The sequence below is a fragment of the Fulvivirga lutimaris genome, from assembly GCF_009711525.1.
GTDB lineage: Bacteria > Bacteroidota > Bacteroidia > Cytophagales > Cyclobacteriaceae > Fulvivirga > Fulvivirga lutimaris.
Window position 1 is genome coordinate 4919 of sequence record NZ_SMLV01000237.1, and the last position, 2311, is coordinate 7229.

2 protein-coding genes are annotated in these 2311 nt (G+C 37.8%); both read right to left on the bottom strand.

Going from position 1 to position 2311, the window contains the following annotated elements; genetic code table 11:
• Positions 1-66 precede the first annotated feature (66 nt).
• Positions 67-972 (bottom strand): TIGR01777 family oxidoreductase, encoded by a 906-nt coding sequence (locus tag E1140_RS02905; RefSeq protein ID WP_155178861.1) that lies wholly within the window; start codon positions 970-972, stop codon positions 67-69.
• A gap of 48 nt (positions 973-1020) precedes the next feature.
• Positions 1021-2187: a T9SS type A sorting domain-containing protein gene (locus tag E1140_RS02910; protein WP_155178863.1), complete on the bottom strand. Its 1167-nt coding sequence runs from the start codon at positions 2185-2187 to the stop codon at positions 1021-1023.
• Positions 2188-2311: the final 124 nt, after the last annotated feature.

The window sequence follows — 2311 nt, forward strand, 5'->3', positions numbered from 1 at the left end:
TGGTCTTTTTCTGTGTCATAGCTTAAAAAATTAATGCGAGTAAACTTAAAGAATCACAGTTACTTTTTATAACAAATCTTCAAGTGCTTTTTTAAGTTCAGGAAACTTAAAATCAAATCCGAGCGACTGGATTTTCTCAGAAGAAACCCTGCTGCCACCCAACACCATAGCAGCTCTTTTCCCTAGAATAATTTTAAGTACGAAGGAGGGTACATTGGGCAAAAAGCAAGGTTTGCCAAGCACCTTGGCAGCCATTTTTGTTATTACCTTGTTTGTTTCCGGATTTGGCCCAACAGCATTAAATACCCCCTGCACTTCTTTCTTTTCAGCAGCATAAATGAACATCTCACAAAGATCATCAATGTGTATCCAACTCATGTATTGATCACCCGAACCTAATGGTGCGCCAACACCATATTTTATTGGCTTTGCAAGTTCATACAATGCTCCGCCCTTTTCACTAAAGACAATACCTATACGAAGCTTAGCTGTTCTAATTCCCAAAGTCTCTATTTCATCAACCTTCTCCTCCCAGGCTTTGGTAACTGTAGCCAGAAAATCATCACCAAAGCGGCTACCTTCCTTTACCCAAACACCACCAGTGTCCCAGCCATAATACCCTATGGCGGAAGCCGAAATTACGCTTTCAACCTTATGATCAATTTTTTCAAGGGTAGATTTTATCAGCTGGGTGGATTTTGTTCGACTATCTAAAATCTCCTTCTTTCTTTGTGGAGTCCATTTCTTATCAGCTACACCGGCACCAGCGAAATGGATGACTGCATGAACATTTTCAAAGGCCTTTTCATCAATTGTGCCAGCATCAATATCCCATTGAAATGATTCTATACCATTTTTAATCCCAGCTGAGCGGGATAGGTATTTGACAGTGTAATTTTTTGATTGGAGTAGTTCAGTAAGGCGAGTACCAACCAAACCGGTACCGCCTGTTATAAGAATAGTCTTTGACATAGAAGTTGTTTTGCTTAATTCCAAAACGACTTCCTCATGAAAATGTTATTAATTAGTAATAACCAGTCTCTTGATTAGCGATTCTCCTTTAATAGTAATTCGGATTGTATATACTCCTGACGCTAATCTTGGATTTATTTTTGGCTGATTGATAAAGTCAACCTCCCCTTCAAAAACCTTGTTATAAGACAGATCAAAAATCTCTATCGGTGAAGACTCTTCACATTGAAAGCAATTAAAAGTTATTGGTCTACCCGAAACATTAGGATTAGGAAATACCTCAACAGCAGATGATGGAATGCTATTATTTACAAAGATTACATCGGAGTATTCATACGCTCCATCAAAGTCAACAATTTTCAATCGATAATAAGGGCCTTGCTTTCCACTAATTTGTTGATTGAACTGATAATTGTTAACATTAGCAGAGTTGCCATGACCCTTTATAGTTTTATGAAAGGGTTTGAATGCTAGATCTTCTTCAGCATATTCAATCTGAAAATAATCGAAGTTAACCTCACTAGCCGTTTTCCAATTTAAGTGTAAAATACTCTGACTAGTAAAACCATTAAACTCGATTAACTCAACTGGCAAGACACCTCCATTTTCAACAAAGTTAAACAGGTCTTCATCTTCTGTCTCGAGGTCGTTTTCGTCTTTTATATTTTCATAAGGGCTTGAAGCGGAACCGCTACAGCCCCCATAACCGTTACAACCATCAATTTGTCCTCCACCTGTGACATTAGAGGTTCCGTACACGTATAAATTATTAGAATTGTTGACATTACCATTAGTTACACTAAGGTTGCCACCTACAACAATCCTTCCTGTATTATTCAAATTAAAAGCTCCATTGCTCAAGTTTAAGTCTCCTGTAACTATCAAAACTGCTGCTGCTCCAAGTGAGATAGTTCCCTGACTCATGTTTAAGTCACCATCTACAAACAAAGTGTCATGAATAGTCACTGTTGGCCCCTGACCTGCTATGTCAAGTGTTATTGCTGATCTTATATAACCGTAAATATCAATATTTGAAGCACTACCATGTGTGGCATTCCCTGGGTTATCTAGTGGACTTGCCGCAGGTGTATGGCTCCAGGTAGCATCATCAGACCATAGTCCGGTATAATTGTCATTAGATGTGTAAGAGTTTTGACCATATACCACCTGAGTAGATATGGCAAAAGTGATTATCAAGTGTAATTTTCTTAACATATCAACCAACGTTAATTAGACAAGTTGCAAATATAAATGTCTGGTAATAAATAAGTTAACCGTCCGTATAAATTACTTTACTAATGTATGGTTGAGGCCGATATTGTCCAATTTAGATCAAAAC